This is a genomic window from Pseudomonas sp. TR47, assembly GCF_044143025.1.
Lineage (GTDB): Bacteria > Pseudomonadota > Gammaproteobacteria > Pseudomonadales > Pseudomonadaceae > Aquipseudomonas > Aquipseudomonas putida_E.
The window spans coordinates 40,435-57,693 of sequence record NZ_JBHFCS010000017.1 but is presented as its reverse complement, the minus strand read 5'-3'; the positions used below and the strand labels follow the sequence as shown (position 1 = coordinate 57,693).

General features: G+C 62.7%; 20 protein-coding genes. 9 read left to right on the top strand and 11 right to left on the bottom strand.

What is annotated here, in order from left to right:
• Positions 1 to 7: 7 nt before the first annotated feature.
• On the bottom strand, positions 8 to 1,471 hold the full coding sequence (locus tag ACEWE8_RS17905; RefSeq protein ID WP_046785830.1) for an AMP-binding protein: 1,464 nt from the start codon (positions 1,469 to 1,471) through the stop codon (positions 8 to 10).
• Positions 1,461 to 2,138, bottom strand: a complete 678-nt coding sequence (locus ACEWE8_RS17900) for a thermostable hemolysin (RefSeq protein ID WP_046785829.1) — start codon at positions 2,136 to 2,138, stop codon at positions 1,461 to 1,463. Before ACEWE8_RS17900 ends, ACEWE8_RS17905 begins: the two co-directional genes overlap by 11 nt.
• Before the next feature lie 234 nt (positions 2,139 to 2,372).
• On the opposite strand from ACEWE8_RS17900, the gene ACEWE8_RS17895 reads away from it, so the two are divergent.
• Together ACEWE8_RS17895 and ACEWE8_RS17890 are read left to right on the top strand one after the other, a co-directional pair.
• Positions 2,373 to 2,798 carry a potassium channel family protein gene (locus tag ACEWE8_RS17895; protein ID WP_046785828.1) on the top strand — a complete coding sequence of 142 codons (426 nt, stop codon included), beginning with the start codon at positions 2,373 to 2,375 and terminating at the stop codon, positions 2,796 to 2,798.
• A 108-nt stretch (positions 2,799 to 2,906) separates the two neighbouring features.
• Positions 2,907 to 3,476 (top strand): GNAT family N-acetyltransferase, encoded by a 570-nt coding sequence (locus ACEWE8_RS17890; protein ID WP_046785827.1) that lies wholly within the window; start codon positions 2,907 to 2,909, stop codon positions 3,474 to 3,476.
• Here the strand turns inward: ACEWE8_RS17890 and ACEWE8_RS17885 are convergent.
• Genes ACEWE8_RS17885 through ACEWE8_RS17875 form a run of 3 tightly spaced genes read right to left on the bottom strand, consistent with a single transcriptional unit; the run spans position 3,455 to position 6,421 of the window.
• The gene (locus tag ACEWE8_RS17885) at positions 3,455 to 4,117 is read right to left on the bottom strand and encodes a hypothetical protein (protein WP_080952099.1); all 663 of its coding nucleotides are present in this window, start codon (positions 4,115 to 4,117) and stop codon (positions 3,455 to 3,457) included. The genes ACEWE8_RS17890 and ACEWE8_RS17885 overlap by 22 nt on opposite strands.
• A gap of 19 nt (positions 4,118 to 4,136) precedes the next feature.
• The gene (locus ACEWE8_RS17880; protein ID WP_046785826.1) at positions 4,137 to 5,504 is read right to left on the bottom strand and encodes an MBL fold metallo-hydrolase RNA specificity domain-containing protein; all 1,368 of its coding nucleotides are present in this window, start codon (positions 5,502 to 5,504) and stop codon (positions 4,137 to 4,139) included.
• Positions 5,495 to 6,421, bottom strand: a complete 927-nt coding sequence (locus ACEWE8_RS17875; RefSeq protein WP_046785825.1) for a universal stress protein — start codon at positions 6,419 to 6,421, stop codon at positions 5,495 to 5,497. The genes ACEWE8_RS17880 and ACEWE8_RS17875 overlap by 10 nt, the downstream gene beginning before the upstream one ends.
• Positions 6,422 to 6,605: 184 nt before the next feature.
• On the opposite strand from ACEWE8_RS17875, the gene ACEWE8_RS17870 reads away from it, so the two are divergent.
• A complete protein-coding gene (locus ACEWE8_RS17870; protein WP_046785824.1) occupies positions 6,606 to 7,154 on the top strand; it encodes a GNAT family N-acetyltransferase in 549 nt (182 codons plus the stop codon).
• A gap of 27 nt (positions 7,155 to 7,181) precedes the next feature.
• On the opposite strand, the gene ACEWE8_RS17865 is transcribed toward ACEWE8_RS17870, so the two are convergent.
• A complete protein-coding gene (locus ACEWE8_RS17865; RefSeq protein WP_046785823.1) occupies positions 7,182 to 8,108 on the bottom strand; it encodes a universal stress protein in 927 nt (308 codons plus the stop codon).
• A gap of 243 nt (positions 8,109 to 8,351) precedes the next feature.
• On the opposite strand from ACEWE8_RS17865, the gene ACEWE8_RS17860 reads away from it, so the two are divergent.
• From ACEWE8_RS17860 to ACEWE8_RS17850, 3 genes are read left to right on the top strand one after another with little or no spacing between them, the layout of a single operon-like run.
• Positions 8,352 to 8,540, top strand: coding sequence for a hypothetical protein (locus ACEWE8_RS17860; protein ID WP_046785822.1), 189 nt, complete (start codon positions 8,352 to 8,354; stop codon positions 8,538 to 8,540).
• A gap of 1 nt (position 8,541) precedes the next feature.
• Positions 8,542 to 9,360 carry a helix-turn-helix domain-containing protein gene (locus ACEWE8_RS17855; RefSeq protein WP_046785821.1) on the top strand — a complete coding sequence of 273 codons (819 nt, stop codon included), beginning with the start codon at positions 8,542 to 8,544 and terminating at the stop codon, positions 9,358 to 9,360.
• Between the two features lie 48 nt (positions 9,361 to 9,408).
• Entirely contained in the window at positions 9,409 to 10,245 is an 837-nt protein-coding gene (locus ACEWE8_RS17850) for a universal stress protein (RefSeq protein WP_395589339.1), read from the top strand.
• Positions 10,246 to 10,327: 82 nt separating this feature from the next.
• Here the strand turns inward: ACEWE8_RS17850 and ACEWE8_RS17845 are convergent, their stop codons facing one another.
• A complete protein-coding gene (locus ACEWE8_RS17845; protein WP_046785819.1) occupies positions 10,328 to 11,221 on the bottom strand; it encodes a PA4780 family RIO1-like protein kinase in 894 nt (297 codons plus the stop codon).
• An 88-nt stretch (positions 11,222 to 11,309) separates the two neighbouring features.
• A complete protein-coding gene (locus tag ACEWE8_RS17840) occupies positions 11,310 to 11,741 on the bottom strand; it encodes a multidrug/biocide efflux PACE transporter (protein WP_046786378.1) in 432 nt (143 codons plus the stop codon).
• A 93-nt stretch (positions 11,742 to 11,834) separates the two neighbouring features.
• On the opposite strand from ACEWE8_RS17840, the gene ACEWE8_RS17835 reads away from it, so the two are divergent.
• Entirely contained in the window at positions 11,835 to 12,704 is an 870-nt protein-coding gene (locus tag ACEWE8_RS17835) for a LysR family transcriptional regulator (protein WP_046785818.1), read from the top strand.
• A 73-nt stretch (positions 12,705 to 12,777) separates the two neighbouring features.
• Here ACEWE8_RS17835 and ACEWE8_RS17830 read toward each other — a convergent pair whose 3' ends face one another.
• Positions 12,778 to 13,683: a DUF2950 domain-containing protein gene (locus ACEWE8_RS17830; RefSeq protein WP_080952098.1), complete on the bottom strand. Its 906-nt coding sequence runs from the start codon at positions 13,681 to 13,683 to the stop codon at positions 12,778 to 12,780.
• Positions 13,680 to 15,020 carry a DUF3300 domain-containing protein gene (locus ACEWE8_RS17825; protein WP_046785817.1) on the bottom strand — a complete coding sequence of 447 codons (1,341 nt, stop codon included), beginning with the start codon at positions 15,018 to 15,020 and terminating at the stop codon, positions 13,680 to 13,682. Before ACEWE8_RS17825 ends, ACEWE8_RS17830 begins: the two co-directional genes overlap by 4 nt.
• 177 nt (positions 15,021 to 15,197) lie before the next feature.
• Between ACEWE8_RS17825 and ACEWE8_RS17820 the strand changes: the two genes are divergently transcribed.
• Together ACEWE8_RS17820 and ACEWE8_RS17815 are read left to right on the top strand one after the other, a co-directional pair.
• The gene (locus ACEWE8_RS17820) at positions 15,198 to 15,449 is read left to right on the top strand and encodes a hypothetical protein (protein WP_237858703.1); all 252 of its coding nucleotides are present in this window, start codon (positions 15,198 to 15,200) and stop codon (positions 15,447 to 15,449) included.
• 138 nt (positions 15,450 to 15,587) lie between these two features.
• Positions 15,588 to 16,307, top strand: a complete 720-nt coding sequence (locus ACEWE8_RS17815) for a TorF family putative porin (RefSeq protein WP_012314890.1) — start codon at positions 15,588 to 15,590, stop codon at positions 16,305 to 16,307.
• Here ACEWE8_RS17815 and ACEWE8_RS17810 read toward each other — a convergent pair.
• A complete protein-coding gene (locus ACEWE8_RS17810) occupies positions 16,304 to 17,224 on the bottom strand; it encodes a LysR family transcriptional regulator (protein WP_115274526.1) in 921 nt (306 codons plus the stop codon). The genes ACEWE8_RS17815 and ACEWE8_RS17810 overlap by 4 nt on opposite strands.
• Positions 17,225 to 17,259 lie beyond the last annotated feature (35 nt).

Below are 17,259 nucleotides of genomic sequence, written 5' to 3'. Positions count from 1 at the left end.
GCGGACCTCACAACGGGATATCGGATAACTGGGAGTGGTAACGCCGCAGGATGGCCTCGCGTCGCGGGCGGCCATTGGCGGTCAGTGTGTCGTCGGTACTGGACAGTGGGCGCGGCAGGCGACGCCAGGCATGGACCCGGGCGTAGTCGGGCAGCGAGGCATTGCACTGCTGCACGGCCTGGTCGATGAGTGTGTCGGGGGTAGCTGGGTCCAGCGGCCAGAGCAATGCCAGGTTCTTTGGCAGGGCCTCGCCATGCACGAACGCCTGGGCGATCACACCGCTCTGGGTCAGTTCAGCCTCCACCCATTCCGGGTTGACGTTGCGCCCGAAGCTGGTGATGAACTGGTGTTTCTTGCGGCCATCGAGGTACAGGTAGCCCTGCTCGTCGAAATGGCCGAGGTCGCCTGTAGCCCACCAGCTATCGCAGACGGGTGGTTCCTCCAGGTAGCCGAGCAACACCGAGCCCGCCACCAGCACCTCCCCGTCTTCGGCGATACGCACCTGCACATGGGGCAGCGGCTTGCCGACACTGCCCCGGCGGGTTGCGCCAGGCCGGTTCAAGGCCACCACCGATGCGCACTCGGACAAGCCATAGCCTTCGAACACCGGCAGGCCGATCGCTTCGGCGCGGGCCAACAGGCTGGGCGCCACCCGGGCACCGCCGACGGCAACGAACCGCAGCGCCCCCACGCGCATCAGCCCGCGCTCGATGGCAGCGATCAGCCCCATCAACAACTGCGGCACCAGAATCAGGCTCTGCGCGCCGCTCAGGGCGATCGCCCCCAGCAAGCGCTTGAAATCGACCTGGCTCGCACCGCCCATGCCCAGAAGCGCCTGGGGGTACAGCAGCACACTCGCCCCGGCCATCAAGGCGGCGTAGACACCGAGGTTTTCCAGCAGCACACCAAGCGGCAGCACCGCCAGGTAACGCTGAGGTTCACTGGGCCGGCTGGCCACCTCCAGTTCCCGGGCTACACGCAGCAGGGCTTCGGACGACAGGCACACGCCCTTGGGCTTGCCCGTGCTGCCGGAGGTGTAGGTGATCTTGGCGGTACCGGCAGGCAGCGCCGCAGCGGGTTGTGCCTGGCGAACCCAGAACCCGTCCTGCTGGGCGAACCCCAGCTCGGCCAGCGTACCGCGCCATTGCGGGTCGCACAGCACATGGCTGGCACCGCTCTGCTCGATGCAATGGCTGAATTGAGCGGCACTGAAGAACGAGGGCACGATCACGCAGGGACGCTGGGCAAAAAGCGCCGCCAGATCCCAGAACAGCAACTGCGGGCCATTATCCAGGGCCAGTACCAGCGTGCCTGGCGAGCGGCTACGCAAGTTGTGGGTGCGCAACTGCACCTCTGCCAGTAATTGCCTGTAAGTGAAGCGCTGTGTCTCATCTTGTATGGCGATCGCGTCACCGTGATCACGTGCAAACGTGACCAGCAGTTGATGAAAGCGCTCCAGCTCATGCGGCATGACCAGTCTCCTCAAGGGCCGTTGGCAACCCCAGGCGCTGGAACACCCCGGCCTTGCTCAAGGCATCGAAGCCATGACCAATATTGCCGGCAAAGACTTGTGGGTGCTGGGCGTAGTAGGTACCCCATTGGTCCACCTGCCCATTCAGCCGGGCCGGGTCGGCCGACGCCAGCACCGATGGCACCAACCCCAGGCGCTGAAAGCTGTTGATCAATGTCGTCGCGCCGGTGAACGCCACCCACCGCAAGCCGCGTGTGGCCAGCAACCAGGTCACCGCTATGATCATGATTCGCGCGCTACCGGCACTGAGCGAAGCCAGGTTGCCGACTTCGACCATGCACGCGCGCTCAAGGGTGCAGCCCGCCACGCGTGATACTGCAGCTTCCAGCGGCTCGTCCAGATAGTGCTCCAGAAACAGCGGCCCGCTGCTGGCCGGGCGCATGCCTGCGGCAGCCACCAGCCGACCCTGGCTGTCCTGCAGCGCCAGCAGTTCTGGCAGGTAATGGTGCACATCAGCGTGATGCACGCTGGCAAAACATTGGTGGATGAAGTGCTCAAGCTCATCGCGCCCTGGGTCCTTGTGCAAATGAAGCGACAAGTGGGCGTGATGGTCGACGTGGCTGCCGATAGGCAATGGGAGCAGGCTGCTCCACTGAGACTGGGTCATGAAACTCCCCCCGTTTGGGCTTGATGGGGTGAGTATCAGTGGTCAATCTGAAGGTAATCTGAAGTGACGGATTCGACCTGCGTTGTTGGGCTGCTACGCAGCCATCGCCGGCAAGCCGGCTCCTACAGGGCCCACGCAGTGATCTTTATCAATCATCAACTGATGTTCAGGTGTAAAACCGACACGAAGGCCATTACCGGCCAAACTTCTGTCAGGGCCACAAGGGAGCCGTCGATGCTTACCGTCACGCTGATCAACGCGCTGGTCGTGGTGCTGGTGGTGGTGATTCATTACGAATGCCTGCTGCGCCTGAACGACTGGCTGCCGCGGCTCAAGCTCTGGAGCCGGTTTCGCATCGTCATCGGTGTGTTCGGCGCATTGGCGGCCCACGCGCTGGAAGTCTGGTGCTTTGCCCTGGTCTATTATCTGATGGCCAGTGCCGAAGGCTGGGGCACGCTGAGCGGCAACTTCGACGGCACGTTCATGGACTGCGTGTACTTCTCATTCACCACCTATACCACCATCGGTTTCGGCGATATTTCGCCCAGCGGCGACCTCAAATACCTCACAGGCCTGCAGGCACTCACGGGCCTGGTGATGATCACCTGGACGGCCTCCTTTCTGTTTCTGGAAATGCAGAAGTACTGGAAGGCCAAGTAGCGAGGCGTGGGCCTGAAGGCGCGGCAATTGACAACTATCAAGCGCGCAGAAGGCGAGGCGCTGAAACTGAACCTCCTTTGTACACCCCTGAATGTAAGGAGGCTTGCCATGGCACCCGCCGAAACACCCCGCCCACAAGCAGCACCGGCATTTCCTGCCACGACCGGCGAACACTGGATCGAAGCGCTCGACAATGGCACCCATGTGCTGATCAGGCCCTTGCAGCCCAAGGACCGTCAGCGCGAGAAGAACTTCATCGAACGCCTGTCCCCTCAATCGCGCCACTTCCGTTTTCTGTCCCAGCTCAAGGAGCCTGGCGAAGCCATGCTGGATCAACTGATGGTGGTTGATCAGGACCAGCACATGGCCTACGTGGCCCTCGCGCATGTCGACGGTGAACTGCAGGAAGTCGGTATCTCCCGCTACGCCACCGGTGCGGACAACCAAGAATGCGAATGCGCCGTCACCGTGCTCGATAGCTGGCAGCGTCACGGTCTGGGCACATTGCTGCTCCGGCACCTGATCGACCACGCACGCGCCAAGGGCCTGCGGCAGATGTATTCCATCGACGCTGCGGCCAATGTGGCGATGCGCGATCTGGCGCAGGCGGCAGGGTTCACCACTGCCAGAGACCCGGATGACCCAAGCCAGCTGATTCACCGGCTTTCGCTGGCCTGAGGCGGTGCCACGGCGGTAGCCTCCGGCAGCAGGTCCAGTTGCTCCAGGCACCGCCGCTCATCGGCCTCGGTCACACCCTTGAAGGCACTGACTTCAAGCAACGGCGTATTGAACAGCGCCAGGCGGATGACGCCATTGCGTTCCAGAAACGTTTGCGCCAGGCACTGGCAGACCGGTTGGGCGACCAACGCGGCGAGCGCCTGGTCCTCTGGCAGATCAACCTGGGCCTGCAGGTTGGTCTCGCATCCGCTGACGATGCCTTGCACGGAGCGGCTGGCGAGTATCAGTGAGCCTAAGCCCAACACTGCCAGCAGTAGCAGCATGCCCAGCAAAATGTTCGACTCTCTGGCTACGTCCCGGACAATGGCGAGCCTCGCCTGCCAACCTCTCCCCTGCCCGGAAAAAATGGTCTTGCCCACCGTACTCTTGAAACTGCGGTGCACGGCCAACCCGACCGCCGCACTGAGCGCCAGCAGCGCCAGCACAATGGCCGGGGCGCGCATGGGCAGTTGCCAGGCCGGGCCCAACACCTGATAGATCGAGGCGGCAACCACCAGTGTGGCGATGGCTGCGATCCATCCAAGGCTGCCCCTGGGTCGTTTTGCCCAGGCGCTGAGCTTTGCCCTTGTTTGCATGTTCATGCAAGCCTCCAGCGCCGTGTCAGCGCACAGGGTCTATGGCAACCGTTTCCAGGTGCTCGGGCACGCACACCTGCCAGCCGAGCTCAAGGCTTATCCGTCGACGCAAGGTGTCCGCAGCATGCGGTTCGCCATGAATGACGTAGGTTTGCCGCGGTGGCCGGGTAAAACCGCGCAACCACTCCATGATTTCGTCCGCATCGGCATGCGCCGACAGATTGTCCATGGCAAAGACTTGCGCCCGAATCGGCACGTCTTCGCCATGCAGGCGCACGCTGCGCGCCCCGGCAACGATATCGGCGCCCCGGGTACCGCCTGCCTGAAAGCCGGAGAACAGAATGCTGTTGTGCGGATTGGGGGCCAGCGCCTTGAGGTGGTGCAACACCCGCCCTCCCGTGGCCATGCCGCTGGCGGCAATGATCACCGCAGGTTCGCGCAGCTGATCCAGGTGCCTGGATTCATCGACCGTGCGGATGATTTGCGTGCCTTTGCACATCTGGGCACACTCCAGCGCCGTGAGGCGATGCTCGCTTCTGAACTGCTGGTACAGGGTGGTGGCATCGGTTGCCATGGGGCTGTTGAGATACACCGGAATGTCCGGTATCAGCCCGTCGCGTTTGAGCATGTACAGGTAATACATCAGCAATTGCGCTCGGCCGACCGCGAACGACGGCACCAGGGTGATGCCATGACGCAGCAGGGTCTGGTTGATCACATCGGCCAGGTAACGCTCCGGGGGCTGTGCAGGGTGCAACCGGTCACCATAGGTCGACTCCACCAGCAGCACATCGGCCGCACCGATCAGTTCGGGCGCACGCATGACGGGATCATTGGGCCGGCCCAGGTCGCCCGAGAAAACCACTGTCTGGCCGTCCAACGTCAGTTGCACGGTCGCCGCGCCCAGAATGTGCCCGGCCGTACGCAGCAACAGTTCGACACCGGGCGCGATCTGGGTGCGATGGTGCAATGCGACGGGCCTGAACAGCTGCAGTGCGCGTTTGGCATCGTGTTCGGTGTACAAGGGGCGGGCCGGCGAATGTTTGGAATAGCCATGCCGATTGGCATGTTCGGCCTGCTCTTCCTGCAATCGGGCGCTGTCGAGCAACAGGATTTCAGCCAAGGCACAGGTCGCCGGGGTGGCATACACGGGCCCGCTGAAGCCCTCGCGCACCAACACCGGCAGGTAGCCGCTGTGGTCCAGGTGGGCATGCGTGAGCACTACCGCATCGACCGTACGCAGTGCCGCCGGCAGTGGCTCCCAGTTGCGCAAGCGCAGTTGCTTGTAACCCTGGAAAAGCCCGCAGTCGATCAGCACCCGTGTCGAGTCATGCGTCAGCAAGAACTTGCTGCCCGTCACCGTACCCGTCCCGCCGAAAAAGGTCAGTTGCATGGCATCGGCTCCCAGGTATCGATCACACAGGGGTGAACGGCCAGCACGCTACACGGTGGATCGCTGACAATACGTTCGGTGGTATCACCCAGCAGCTTGCTCAACCCCCTGGGCTGCACCACCCCCATGACCACCACGTCGATATCCAGGGCCGCCACCTGGTCCCGAATCACCTGCACTGCCCCGCCTTCCATGAAATGCCGGCAATCGGGGGGCACACCTTCGGCATCGGCCAATGCATCGAAGGGCACCTGCAAGGCATCACGCATCTCCTCGACCCAGGTCTGCGCAACCACCATGTCAGGGGCAAACACACCCACCAGGTCATAGGCCGAGAGCAGGTGCAGCTGCGCATCGCATTGCAGCGCCAGGGCATCGGCTGCGCGGATGAGGGCGCGGTTGAATAGCATCTGGGCATCGGGGTCATCGCGCAGGGCGGTGTCCACGGCTACCAGTATGCGTTTTGGCAAGGACGCGGCTGCCCGGGGTACGAAATGCATCGAGCCTTGGTACGCGCGCATCAGCGCACAGTCCAGCGGCGTGCCGAAAAACCGGGCCAGTGCCGGTGTCGTTTCGGTGTCCTTGATGACCATATCGGGCTTGAGCTCGCGGATGTAATCGGCGGCCTGGTCGCGCAGGTCTTCTGCCTTGACGGTATCGAGCGTCAGACAGGTATTACTCGACCGGTGACGTTCGACCAGCGCCTCAAGCTGCTTGCGATAGAGCCCGTACTGGCGCTGCAGCTCGGCTTCGTTCAGCCGCTCCTGGCGTAACGAATGCGCCTCGTACGGCTCGAACAGCCCAACGATATGCACCGCTGCGCCGCTGACATGCGCCAGGGCAAGCGCCCGGCGTAAAGCCGCCGAGTGCGGGTCGATGTCGGTAAGCAGCACCAGCAGTTGTCGATACTGACCCATGGCAAACCTCCGGCCGCACGCGGCGATGGCAAGTAGCATCGATCTTCGAACCCCCTGCCCTTGCGCGTTTGATGCAGATCAGAAAGTCACCACTGGCGCACCGACTTGATCAATGTCAGAACCAGAACGCCGTCTCACGGTACAACCGGTAAAGCCCACGTTGATCAAGCCCTCTGGAGGCCCTATGAACAAGCAGTTGCTGGAACCCGAAGACACCAGCGAGCACTGGGTAGACACCCTTGCTGACGGCACAGCCGTGCTGATTCGCCCGCTGCGCGATGATGATCACGAACGCGACAGTCGCTTTGTGAGCACGATCAGCCATGAGGCCAGGCGCTTTCGTTTTCTCGCCGGACTCAGCGGTGGCTTGCCCGCCCTGGACGCGCAGTTGATGCCGGTCGACGCTCACCAGCGCATGGCCTACGTCGCGCTGGCCCATGACAATGGCCAGCTGCATCAGCTTGGCGTAAGCCGCTATGCCGCGATCCCGGGTAGCCACAATTGCGAATGTGCCGTCGCTGTCGGCGAGCAATGGCAGCGCAAGGGGCTGGGCAAGCTGTTGCTGCAGCACCTGATCGAAGCGGCACGGCGCAATGGTTACCAGTGCATGGTGTCCAGGGACCTCTCGAACAACTACGCCATGCACCGGCTGACCAAGGCGCTGGGCTTCACCTCGCGCTACCTGGGCGGCGATGTCAGCGAAATCCTCCACGAGCTTGATCTGCGCGCCTGAAACAAGGCCCTTGCGGGCCTTGCACGTCTAACCTTGCGAATGCTCGGGTGATAACACCAGCACACTGGTGCTGAGCCGATGCAGGATCCGCTCGGCCGTACTGCCGATGAACCAACCGATGCCGTGATGGTGGTAGCTCCCCATCACCAGCACGTCGATGTCGTTGTTGTCCATGAAAAGCGCCAGCACCTTGGTCGGGTCCCCCACCCGCATGTGGCGGTGCTCGAAGGGAATGCCGTTGCGTTCGGCCAGTTCCTGGAAGGCATCGGCCTGAGCCTCGTGCAGTGTCCGTGACAGGTTCGAATCGAACAGGAACGAATGTTCCCGGCTGCCTTCGGCGTCCAGGTACATCGAGCCCATATCGTAGGCATACAGCAGTTCGATCTGGGCATTGCATTGCAAGGCCAGCTTGAGCGCTTCGCTGATGATATGGTCGTTGAAGCCTTCGAACTGATCCTCCGGGCGCGAAAGGTCAACCGCTGCAAGTATGCGGCGCGGCAGGGCATTGCTGGCGTTGTGTACCAGGTGCAGCGGAATTCGGGTGTCACGCAGCAACTGCACGTCGAGCGAGGTGAACATGGCTCGCATCCACCACGGTTCATGCTCGAGCCCCTTGATCAGCATGGCGAACGGCTGCTCACGCAGATGCACCTCAATCTCGTCCAGCGGGTGCTGAACCCACAACACCTCGGTGGTCACCGTCACGCCATTGCGGCGCATCGACAATGCCTGGGTTTCCAGCCATTCACGATGCTGCTGCACATAGCCCTCGCGCATGACCGCCAAGGCCTGTTCGTTGACCAGGCCGGCGGTGGCCAGGCCCTCAAGGTAGTCAAAGGCGACGATGTGCAGTGGCATGCCCTTGGCTTTGGCCAGCGCCGCTGCACGGTCATAAACCGGTGTGCGGCGCATCAGGGGCGATGCGATGAGAAGAAGTCTTTGCGGGTTGGTCATGGCACACCTCTGCGGGGTCGATGAGTACCTCAATGATCTGCCGCCGGGGGCTGCCCGGTTTGATGTTTGTCAACAGTGCAAGCGAGCCGACCAGCGGCTGTTAGCGCTTACCGGGTAATTGACACGGATCAAGACTTATCGGTTTTTTGGGCGCACGCTGTACCTAGCCTCGCTGCCGACATGGACGCCATTGCACCTCGAATCAATAGCTATTGCTTGCGCATGCAGGCACTGGAGGTTCCGATGAACGTTTACGTCGAGAAAAGCGCGAATGACAGCCGCTGGTGGGTCCACATGGACGAGTGGCGGGTGAGTTTCAAAACACCCAAAGAAGCCGAACAGTTTTTGGGCGTGCTGACTGCCCGCCTCAATGCGCCTCATTCACTGAACAAGATCGCCACCGTCGCTCTCAGACCTGCGAAGGAGGCCTGAAATGTCGGGCCTGATCGACGCTCAGCTGCTCAGCCAGCCTGTGCAGGTGCGCACGCCGCCGCCCATTCATTTGAAACCACTGGCATCCCGTTGCAACGAGTGCCGGGTCAACGGCTTGTGCTTGCCCACGGGTTTGCCCCTACGCGACAGCACTAGCCTGGATACATTGATAGGCCCGCGCATCCGCATCAGGAAGGGAGCTGCGCTGTTCAATGCCAATGTACCCTTGAGTGCCTTGTATGCGGTGCATTCAGGCAGTTTCAAGACCAACCTGAACAATGCCGAAGGCCAGGGTGTGATCATCAACTTCTGGATGCCGGGCGACGTGCTGGGCCTAGATGCCATTGCCACCGAGCACCATGTCTGTGATGCCATTGCCCTGGAAGACAGCGAAGTCTGCCCCGTCCCTTACCATCGGCTGCAGGCCCTGGCGCGTGATTTCCCTACGCTGCAGCAGAGCCTGAACCGCCTGATGAGCAGGGAAATCATCCGCGAGCATGAGCGCGTGCTGATGCTGTGCAACCTTTCTGCCGAGCAGCGGCTGGCCAGTTTTCTGCTGAGTTTGTCCCGACGGTTTGTCAGCCGTGGCTATTCCTCCCATGGCTTCATGCTGCGCATGTCGCGCGAGGACATGGCGTCCTACCTGGGGCTGCGCCTGGAAACCATCTGCCGCTCGGTCGCCCACTTGCGCGCCCTGGGTATCGTCAACCTGCATGGCCGGCTGGTGGAGATTCTGGACATGCCTGCGCTGATGGCCCTGGAACTGGGTTACCCGGGCAGCCCTCGCCTCACTGAACTGCCAGTCGCCGGCGTGCCTTAGACGCCTGGCTTACCGCGCATCGCCTCGCAACAGCTGAAGGTGTCGGACATGTCGAATTTTCATCTGGCTTACATGCCATTGATCACCTATCCGGATGTGCTCCCCGAGGACGCTGTGGCAGCCGGTGTACAGCTGGCCATCGCGCTGGGGTACGACCTGCATGTCATGACCTTTTCGGTAAGGATCCCCTACCTTTCGCCATCAGTTGGCAGCACACTCCTGAATATCCCCGAGATGATTCGTACAACCGAAAGCAACAGTAGAAGCCAGTGCAAAGCGCTGCAGGCCATGGTGAGCGGCCTTGAACACGGCCAGAGCAGTGTGGAATTCTCCACCAGAGAAGTGGTGCCCGGCCTGACGGGTACCGCGGCTGCAGAGGCGTCAAGGTATTTCGACCTGGCCATCCTGCCATGGGCAGTCGACAAGCCAGTCATTCAGGAGCTGGCAGAGTCGGTGATTTTCGGCGCTGGCAGACCATGCGTACTCGTTCCCTCTTTGCCCATCCAGCCTGTCAGGCACATGGCGTTGGCCTGGGACGGCAGCCGCGTCGTGGCGCGAGCGCTGGCTGACGCGTCGAATCTGATTAGCTCAGACATGCTGATCACGGTTCTGACCGTGCAGGGGGAAAAACCACTCGAGCACGGCGCCATTGCGCAGGACATGGCACACGCTTTACAGCACAGAGGCCTGAACGCTCGGCCGCTGAGCGTGAAGCTGGCCGGGCGCGCGATCGCTGAGTGCCTGCAGCAAGAAGCACTCACCGCCGGCGCCGATCTGTTGGTCATGGGCGGCTTTGGTCATTCGCGCTTGAAAGAATTCATCCTGGGTGGCGCTACCCATGGGGTTCTGCAAGCGCTTCAAATGCCCGTACTGCTGTCACACTGAGCCCCTGCGATCAGCATCTTCATCACCACTTGGCTGGCCCTATCGCCGGCAAGCCGGCGATAGGGCCAGCACCTATGCGAGATTACTGCAGCCAGGGCGGCGGCGGTTCTTCGCCCTTGACCGGCCCATGCTCGGCTTCTGTCCGCGCAGCTCGGCGGCGGACATCATCCAGGCGGGCAGCGTCGATTTCGCGCATCACTCCGCCCACGTCCGCGAGATGCTCATCATCCTCGAATTCGCCTGTTAACGGGCTGTCCGCACGCAGTTCACCTGCCTCGTACAGCGCCCACATTTCCTGGGCGAAGCGTGTGTCCTTCAACTCCGGTGCAAAGCGCCCGAAATAGTGGGCCATGTTCGCCACGTCACGCTGCAGCATGCTGAAGGCATGGTTGTTGCCGGCGGCATCCACCGCCTGCGGCAGGTCGATGATAACCGGGCCATCGGGGCCCAGCAGCACATTGAATTCGGACAGGTCGCCATGCACCAGGCCGGCACACAGCATCAGCACGATCTGGCGAATGACGAAGGCGTGGTACTCACGCGCATCATCAGCCTCCAGGTGAACGTCGTTAAGGCGCGGGGCCGCATCGCCATCGGCGTCGGTCACCAGCTCCATCAGCAGTACGCCATCCTGGAAATCATAGGGTTTGGGCACCCGCACACCAGCATTGGCCAGGCGGAACAACGCCGCCACTTCAGCGTTCTGCCAGGCGTCCTCGGCTTCCTTGCGGCCGTACTTGCTGCCCTTGGCCATCGCCCGGGCCTGGCGGCTGTTGCGTACCTTGCGGCCTTCCTGGTACTCGGCGGCCTGGCGGAAACTGCGTTTGTTGGCCTCTTTATAGACCTTGGCGCACCGTACCTGGGCGCCGCAACGCACCACGTAGACGGCTGCTTCCTTGCCGCTCATCAAGGGTCGCAGTACTTCGTCGACCAGTCCGTCTTCAATCAGCGGTTCGATTCGTTTTGGCGTCTTCATCAGGCTTGTGTTCGGGGTCCTGTCTGGCCTTATGGCTGGGTTGGCGAACATCCTCTCACAGGCTGATGCGTCTTGCTCGTTTGTCTGCTCAGGCGGCGGCCCAGCGCTGCGTTATCCAGTGCCGAACCTGGTCGAATGCCCAGTTGTACAGCACGGTGTAGGGCAAAATGATCACGAAGAAGCCCAGCTCAACCATGAGCGCCTGCCAAAGCGAGATATCCAGCATCCAGGCCGCCACCGGCAGGCACCACACCACCAGCCCCAACTCGAAACCCAGGCCGTGGGCAAAGCGTGCCGCGGCCTTCCAGTGAATGCGTGCGGTACGCACCCAACGGTCGACCAGCGCGTTGTAGAGCATGTTCCACACCATCGCGATCAGCGACAGGGTGACCGCAAGGCCACCGGCCGTTGCCAACGACTTGTCCATCACCCAGGACAAAAGCGGCGCGCACAGCAGCACGGCAAACACTTCATAGCCGATGGCATGGACCAGGCGCTCGGTAAAAGAGACTTTTTTCACGGCATTTTCCATCCAGTAGTGAACTTGTGCTTCACATTTTCTTTGATGGAACTGATACTCGCGACATATCTCCTATCGGTTTTATCAATACCTGTGCGCTACTCACCTGAAGCCCTCGTTGCCTTTGTAGAAGCCGCTGCCCTTGGCTCGTTTTCCGCCGCAGCGCGCAAACTGCGCAAGAGCCAGTCGACCATCAGCATCGCAATCGCCAACTTCGAGGCTGACATAGGTTGCGAACTGTTCGACCGTGCAGGCCGCCACCCCACCCTGAATGAGGCCGGCCGCCAGGTCTTGACCCACGTCGAGGCGATCCTCGATGCCAGCGCCCGGCTCGATGCGCTGGCGGTGAGGCTGACCGAACAGGTAGAGCCGCTGGTGTCGGTGGTGATGTCCGACAGTTACAGCGTGACCTTTCAAGGCGCGGTGATAGGTGGCTTCGCTGCCAGCTATCCGCACACCGAACTGCGCTGCGGGCCTTCGGAAGACGCCGACGTTATCGACCTGATCCAGCAGGGCATGGCGCAGATCGGCATCCTTGCAGCGCAGCAGCGCTACCCGGCCGACATCGCCGTGGCACGCCTGCCGGAACATGCGCAATTCGCCGTTTACGTCAGCACAGGCCACGCCTTGGCAAAACAGCCTGGCGTGCAGCCACAGCACCTGGAAAACGAGCGTCAGCTATACATCAGGACCTACGCGCCAAGCCTGCACCACGGGCGCGGCCAGGCCTGGTCGGCGCCGGACTACCTGACCCTGCTGGAGTTCGCGGTGCGCGGCTATGGCTGGGCGGAACTGCCCAGGGCGCTGGTGGCGCGCTTCGGCAGTGGCCTGGTGGAATTGCCCGTGGCCGGCTACCCACGCAGAGTCGCGATGGATGTTGTCTGGTCGCACCGACGAGCCTTGGGCCCCGCTGGGCAATGGTTGGTCCAGCAATTGCTGGTGGGCGGTTCCACGCCCCAGTGACGGCCAATGCGAGCCCCCTCTTGGCAGCCAATGGGCGAGACTGGCTGGCCAATCAAGCGCCGGGGTAGAACGTTTATTGATCGTGGTCCGCTTCGACTACCTGCCAACTGTCATCCGGATCGAAACGTTTCATGCCTTGGGCCAACGCTTCGCCCTGGGGCCCCAGGTCCTTCTCGAACACCTGGCCGTCATGGCTGACCATGAAGCTCATCACCCCGGTGTCGTTGTACCTGGCCGGCCAGGCGACCATGGCGAAGCCACGGCTCATATGCTTGCCGATCAGGTAACTGTACGCACCACCCGGTGCCGAAGGGCCTTGAGCCTCGAGGATGCGGAAGTGGTAGCCGTACCAGTCATCACCGGGTGCATTCTGGCCGAACAGCGGGCCCAGCGGGCTGACCTGCCCGCCCGTTTCGTCCGCCCAGTACAAGCCGTCGCGCTTGCCGGGTGTGCTGAAAACCTGCCGGGCGTACTCCAGTGCGCCATCACCGTTATGGTCCTGCGTGGCGTAGTCCATCTGCGCATCGTGATAGGCAAGCAGCGACTGCACAGCGGCCAATTCGTCGCGGCCAATGCGCCGGGCACGAATCTCGGCACTGCCGGCCTTGAGGTCAAAGCGCCAGCCGCTGGCAGTTCGAGTGAGCGGAATGGGCAAGGTCCACTGCTCGCTGCCCACCGCCAGAATGGCCTGCCGGTCACCGTGCATCTGGATCTGATGTTGCTGGTGGTACTGCTGCACGAACGCATCAACGTCGCTGCGCTGCACACCTTCGCGGGGGATGTAGGTGCGCCAGTCGTCACCGAGCAATTGCGTCAGGCGCGCCTGGTCTGCCTGCTCCACCCCCAGCGCCTCGACGAAGGCTGCGGCGGCCTTCTCTGGCGTGGGGAATGCCTGCTGCGCAGTGGCCAGGCATGACCAGGCGGCGCCAAGGGCAAACAGCCACAGGCCCAGCGACGACTTGCTTTGGCTCATGTTCATCGACGCCCCCCTCCACCACGGTGCATGGCCGCACTGGGCCGGGAGATGGTATGGCCCGCCGCACGCGATGCACTCGGCCGCTTGGCGAGCGCCTGGCTGGTGCGGCCACGGTTGGCCTGCGCCGCAGAGCGTGAGGGGGATCGCACGCCGTCGAACGCATTGTTCTTCGCCCTCCCAGCGCTATTGCCCGGTTTGTTGTGCAGCGCCTGGCGTGCCTGGCCGTTTGCCTGCCGGTACTCCGCAGCACGGGGCCTGCTGGCCTGGGCTTCGCGAGCCCGGTCACGGGCTTCACGATTGCTGGTGGCCGGGCGTTCGATACCCGCCCGGTCCATCGAAGCACGGGCGCGATCGCGTGCCTGTGCACGCTGGGCATCGTCGCCACGGTAAGCCGCACGCTGGCTGGCACCGTCGAGCTGGCGGCCGAATTGCTGGCGGCTGCGGTTGTCACGGTACGGCACCCCATCGCGGTGCACGGCGTTGTGCTGCCAGGTGTTCTGGTTGTTGGCGATGCGGTTGTTGACGTTGATGTTGTTGTAACGATTGACGTCGATATCGATGTCGTTGCGCCCCCAGTCGCAATCGCCCCACAGCGAGTTGACGATCGCAACGCCAGTACCGAACGCCAGCCCGGCCAACAGCGCGCTGCCGGCGTAGTACAGCGGCGATGGCGGGTAATACACCGGCGGTGATGCGGGGTAGGCCCAGGTTCCGTAAGCGGTGGTCGGGTTGTAGGTGGGCACATACACCACCTGCGGGTCGGCCGGCTGGATGATGATGGTGCTGGAGGACGAACTGCTGGCCGGCGCCGCTTGCGAGCTGGGCGCGGCTGCCGGGGCAGCCTGCACCGTGACGTTCTGGTACTGGTTGCTCTGCAGGTTGCCTGCGGCCTTGGCCTGCTGGCGCAGACGCTGCACGGCACCCATCACGTCATCAGGCTGGGCCAGAAACGCATCCCCAAGGCGCTGCACCCACACCGGGTCCTGCCCGAGAACCACCAGCACCTGCGGGAACGCCACCAATGCCTGGACACTCGGGTCCCAGGCCTGCGTCGCCACTTGTTTGACAGCCTCATCACCCTGAGCCTTGGGATTGGCCTTGGACCACGTCACTGCTTCGGCCACTTCACCGGGATAGGTGGCGGCCATCAGTACCTGTGCCAGCAGCGCGTCGGGATACAGCGCAATCGGCGCGAGCATCTGGTCCAGTTGCTCGGGGTTGAACACCGCCTGCTTGGCAGGTGCCGCCTCGGCGGCCGGGGCAGGCTCTTGCGCCTGGACCAGGCCTGGTTCACCACCCAGGCAAAGCAGCGCCACGGCACATAACAATGGCATGCGCATCACAGTATCCCTCTGGCCCATACCGCGTGGAACTTAAGGTTAGCAAAGGCTGCCGTCATCACACGGTGCTATCGATAGTCACTATCGAGAATGGCAATTTCTAATGATCGCGTCGGCTCAATAATCTTGCTCCATCGATTCGTCACACACCCATCTCCCGAATCCTGGAGCTTGCCGATGAACACCACGGCCCGCCTGCTGTTCGCCACCCTGTCCGCCACTGCCATTGCCGTGCTCAGCGGTTGCGCCACCCACCCCGAACTGCGCCCCTACACCGCAGAAGAAACCCGCCAGCTTCAGCTCGAAGCCATCCAGCGCCAGGCACTCTCCCTGGATGAGTACGAGCTGCGCAAACGCGTGATCCTGCGCGCCGCCAGCGAACAGGTGGTGACCGAGGTGGCTGAGCCGGCCGGGGCGATAAAAGGTTGAATTGAAAGCCAGGCCATACGCTCACGTGCGGCCCCTGATCGACATCACCACCCGTTTGAAGCAGACCACGCTGTTTTCCCCGCCAGCCAACACGGGTATCCTGTGCCGCTCAAGCGCAAGCCTTCCAGGACGGTGACCATGACCAGGCCCCTTCTGTTGCTCAGTGCGGCCCTGCTGTTCAGCCCGGTGCTGCAAGCGCAGCAGATCCAACGCCAACTGGGCGATTTCGACTTCAAACTTGGCACCACGCCTTCACGCAGCATGGCCCAGGGGCTGATCTCGCCCAGCGCCAGCGGCGCCTTTCACGGTGGCCTGGACCTCAGCCACCCAAGCGGTTGGTACGTGGGCCAGTACGCGCCGAGCATGGGCGTGACGCCTGATTCCACACTGCGCCTAGACAGCTACCTGGGCTACAAGCACCACTTCGACAGCACACTGGGTTACGAAGTAGGCCTGATCCACTACAGCCAGCCGAACATCGCAGGGCCGGACAGCTATGCGTTGTATGGCGGCATTTCGGTCATGGGCAGCCGAATCGGCGGGGCCTGGCGTGACAACCCGGACAATCGCACCGGCACCCTGTTCGCCGATTTTGGCCAGTTGCCGCTGTTCGACATCGACCTCACGGTCAAACTCGCCCATCACCGCCTGGGCACGCCCTTCACCATCGGCGACGGCAGCCAGGTGAATGCGTTCTCCGACTGGTCGCTGGAGCTGTCGCGCCCCTGGCTGGGCATCGACCTGAACCTGATCTACAGCAACTCCGACCTCAACGGCGGGGGCTGCGGTGCCTATGCCGGTATCAACACGTATTGCGAGAGCATGCTGACGTTCAAGGCTCAGCGCAGTTTCTTCTAGGGGGCCGGGGGCGGTTGCAGTGCGCTGTCTGCCCCCTCAGGCATCAAGGTGGCGATCAACGCCCTCACCGTCCCTGGCAACGCATCCAGCTCGCGCACCAGAATGCTGCGCTCGCGCACCGCCCACGCTTCATCCAGCTCGATGGTGACCAGGTTCATGGTCTGGCTGTGCCGGACAGCCGCCGACTCGGGGATGATGCCAATCCCCACGCCCGCCTCCACCAGCCGGCATATGGCCTCGAAGCTCGACAGCTGGATACGCAGCGACAGATTCAGGCCCATGCGTTCGACATGGTCGCGCAGGAAGCTGAGCAAAGTGCTGCCGTCGTGCAGGCCGATATGCTGGAACGCCAGCGTCTGCTTGAGCGTGACCTGCCTGCTGGCAGCCAGCTCATGCCCTGCCGGCACGATCAGTACCAGCCGGTCGGTACTGAAGTGCAGCACCTGCAAACCGCTGGCTTCCACGGGGCCGGCAATGATGCCCATGTCGCTGCTGCCATCGAGTACACCGCGCACGATATCCCGCGACAGGCGCTCCTGCAGGTCCACGGTCACGCCGGGACGTTTGGCGAGAAAGCCCGCCAGCACTTCGGGCAGGAACTCGGTGACCGCGGTGGTGTTGGCAAAGATGCGGATATGCCCGGCCGAATCGGTGCCGAACTGGGCGAATTCGGCTTTCAGGTAGTCCACCTGGCGCATGATCAGCCGTGCGTGCATGAGCAGTTTTTGCCCGGCCGGGGTCAGTTCGACGCCGCGACTGTCGCGGTACAGCAGGCGCGTGTCGAGCTGCGCCTCCAGGGCCTTGACGCGCGCACTCGCGGCTGCCGGTGAGAGGAATGCCCGCCGCGCGCCTTGGGTCAGGCTCGGTGACTCGCCGATATGAATGAACAGCCTCAGGTCTGCCAGATCAAAATGCATGGGCCTATCCGAATATGGAGCAGGCGTTCAGCATA